This is a genomic window from Finegoldia magna (assembly GCF_018371055.1).
GTDB classification, from domain to species: Bacteria; Bacillota; Clostridia; order Tissierellales; family Peptoniphilaceae; genus Finegoldia; species Finegoldia magna_I.
The window spans coordinates 1-3,259 of the sequence record NZ_JAGYZD010000192.1 but is presented as its reverse complement, the minus strand read 5'-3'; the positions used below and the strand labels follow the sequence as shown (position 1 = coordinate 3,259).

Below are 3,259 nucleotides of genomic sequence, written 5' to 3'. Positions count from 1 at the left end.
ATATCAAATTCCTGAAATGTTTAATCAAGCCGTTAAGGGCAATTTGAAGGCGATGTATATAATGGGAGAAGATCCTGTTCTATCAGATCCAGATGCAAACCACGTTAAAAGAGCATTGAATAACTTGGATTTATTAGTAGTTCAAGATATATTCATGTCCGACACTGCTAAGCTTGCTGATGTTGTATTCCCAGCAACTTGCTATGCAGAAAAGGATGGAACTTTTACAAATACTGAAAGAAGAGTTCAAAGAGTCAGAAAAGCTGTAGCTCCTCCAGGACAAGCGAGAAATGACTGGTCAATTTTATGTGATGTAAGTAAAATCATCAATCCAAATGTATTCTTCGATTATGAAACTAGTGAAGATGTATTTGAAGAAATGAGAGTAACTATGCCAAGTTACAGAGGTATGACTTACGAAAGAATTGACAAAGTTGGATTACAATGGCCATGTCCTACAACATCTCATCCTGGTACAAAATACTTGCACAAAGGTATATTTGCAAGAGGTCAAGGTCAAATGATGGAAATAGAATACAGACCATCAGAAGAATTGCCTGATGAAGATTATCCAATGATTTTAAGTACAGGAAGAATGTTGTATCATTATAACATTACTACAAGATACTCTAAAGATTTGGATGGAGTAAGTCCTTATGAACTTGCTGAAATAAATCCTGAGGATGCAGAAAGATTGGGAGTAAAAGATTTGGATACTATCAGAGTTACTTCAAGAAGGGGAAGCATAGTAACTCGTGTAGTGGTAACTGATAGAGTATTACCAAATATGATATTCATGACATTCCACTACAGAGAATCTCCAGTAAATGAAGTTACATCAAATCACTACGATCCAATTACAGGAACTGGTGAATACAAAGTTTGTGCAATTCATGTTGAAAAAGTTGATTTACATCCTGATCATGAGGATACAATTCAAAGATTTGTTAACATGGCAACTTTATTATCAGATGAACACAAAAAAGATAAAAGAGTAATATAAAAGAACATAAAAAGGTCTCAGATTTTAAAATCTGAGACCTTTTAAATTGCAATTATTTTAAAATTTCTTCAATTAATTTTAGTAACTTGGAGTTAGATTCTTCATCTAAAATGCAAAATCTAAAAAAGTATTCATTCAAATTATTAAACGATGCACAGTCTCTTATTATAAGAGCGTGAGGGATTAATTGTTCCCTTAACTCATGTGCAGTTATTCGTTTGTCCAGTATTTCGCAAAGTACGAAATTCGATTTTGAAGGATAAACTTTCAAGCAATCTATTTTTTCTAAAGTAGATATCATTTTTTCTTTTTCACGATTTATAAATTCGTACACTTTTTTGTGATAATCAGTGTCTGTGAACATTTCAGAGCCAAGAATGTCTGCGAATATGTTGATGTTCCACAAGTTCGTGTGCTTATTTATATCATCATAAAGTTTTTTATTTCCAGTTATTCCGTATCCCAATCTTATTCCGGCCGCTGCAAAAAACTTTGATGTAGAGCGTATAACAAGTAGGTTATCACATTTTTCAGTTAAATTTACTGCAGAATACATGTCTACATCTGAAAACTCAACATAAGTTTCATCTATCATAAAATAGCAATTGCTTGATTTGATAAGTTCTTCAAGTTTTCTGTTTTCAATTGCATATCCTGTCGGATTATTTGGATTGGTCAATACTACAAGACTTACGTCATTTTCCTTTATCATTTTTGATAGTTTCTCACAATCTATTGAAAAATCATTAGATTTATCCAAATCATAAGAAATTATATTAGAGTTGATTTTGTTTAGTTCTCTTTCGTATTCAGAATAACTAGGGTTGAATATTATTGCATTTTTCGGATTAATTAGACTAATAAATGATGAAATCAGATTGGTGCTGCCGGATGTTAGTAGGATTTTGTCCCTAGATATATTTGTGTATTTTTCAATAGATGATAAAAGCTTATCGTAGTTTGGGTCAGGATAGACTCCAACTTTATTTAAATTTTGTTCAAGCTTTTTCATGGCTTTTGGACTAGGACCCAAAGGGTTTACGTTTGAACTAAAATCTTTGATTTCATCTATGTTAAATCCGTATTCTTTTTGGATTTCAAAAAGATTTGCTCCGTGAGATGATTTCATTTTACTCTCCTTATAAAATATTAATACCTCTTGTTTTATCTAATAAAATTGAGATGGATTCTTCTCTGTTTATGTGGTGGATGAATTCACTCATCAATTCACTCATATCTACAGCATGGAACCAATCTTTATTTTTGATTTCTTCAGGAACGTAAGTTAAGTTTGTAGAATAAACTCCATCAATGTAGCCTTCTTTGTTCATTTGGTCAAACTTTTCAGGGCCTTCAGTAAATAATGCAAAACTTACTGCACAGAAGATTCTGTTTGCATTTTGTTTTTTCAATTGTTTTGCTATATCAATAACAGATCCGCCAGAAGCAATCATATCGTCTACGATTAAAATGTCTTTTCCTTCAACTTCACGTCCAATATATTTGTGTTCAATAATAGGGTTTTTGCCATCTACTACTTTTGTGTAATCACGTCTTTTGTAGAATAATCCTATGTCTTGTTTCAAAATGTTAGAATAGTAAATTGCTCTATCCATTGCGCCAGTATCTGGTGATATTATAATCATGTTTTTCTTATCTAATTCATCAGTAGTTATGTTTTCTTTTTCTAAGAAATGAGTAACTATTTCTGCTGTAGGATAGATATTTTCAAATGTCATCAATGGAATTGCATTTTGTACGTTTGGATCGTGAACATCAAATGTGTAAATTCCATCTACTCCCATGTCTTCTAACTCTTGAAGCGCCATTGCACAGTCAAGTGATTCTCTGGATTTACGTCTGTGTTGACGAGATGCATACAAAAGAGGCATCATTACATTGATACGAGAAGCCTTTCCGTTAATAGCGGAGATAACTCTTTTGATATCTTGGAAGTGTTCATCTGGACTAATTATTGTTTCTTCTCCAAACATGTTGTATTTCAATCCATAATTTCCAACGTCAGATATTATTAAAATATCACGACCTCTTACTGATTCATCGATAGTAACCTTACCTTCACCGTTACTGAATCTAGATTCTGTTATTTTTAATAAATAACTTTCTGTTGCACCGTTTTTTTTCATCAAAAGTTCGTCTACTTCTTTTGCCAAACCTTCGATGTTTTTCATTGCTATGATTCCAAGTTCTCCGTATGGAAACTCTTCAAATTTTGATTCTGACATAAGTCCTCCT

General features: G+C 32.4%; 3 protein-coding genes. 1 reads left to right on the top strand and 2 read right to left on the bottom strand.

Features of this window, described 5'->3' with window-relative positions:
• On the top strand, window positions 1-1,003 hold a 1,003-nt coding region (locus KHW44_RS07735; RefSeq protein WP_304068025.1), incomplete at its 5' end, for a molybdopterin oxidoreductase family protein.
• Window positions 1,004-1,055: 52 nt separating this feature from the next.
• Here the strand turns inward: KHW44_RS07735 and KHW44_RS07730 are convergent.
• The gene (locus tag KHW44_RS07730; RefSeq protein WP_304068022.1) at window positions 1,056-2,132 is read right to left on the bottom strand and encodes a histidinol-phosphate transaminase; all 1,077 of its coding nucleotides are present in this window, start codon (window positions 2,130-2,132) and stop codon (window positions 1,056-1,058) included.
• Window positions 2,133-2,142: 10 nt separating this feature from the next.
• Window positions 2,143-3,249 (bottom strand): ribose-phosphate pyrophosphokinase, encoded by a 1,107-nt coding sequence (locus KHW44_RS07725; protein WP_304068019.1) that lies wholly within the window; start codon window positions 3,247-3,249, stop codon window positions 2,143-2,145.
• Between the last annotated feature and the right edge of the window lie 10 nt (window positions 3,250-3,259).

Excerpts from the sequence above, each read along its gene's own strand:
- KHW44_RS07730 (WP_304068022.1), bottom strand. The coding sequence starts at position 2,132 with ATGAAATCATCTCACGGAGCAAATCTTTTTGAAATCCAAAAAGAATAC.
- KHW44_RS07725 (WP_304068019.1), bottom strand. The coding sequence starts at position 3,249 with ATGTCAGAATCAAAATTTGAAGAGTTTCCATACGGAGAACTTGGAATC.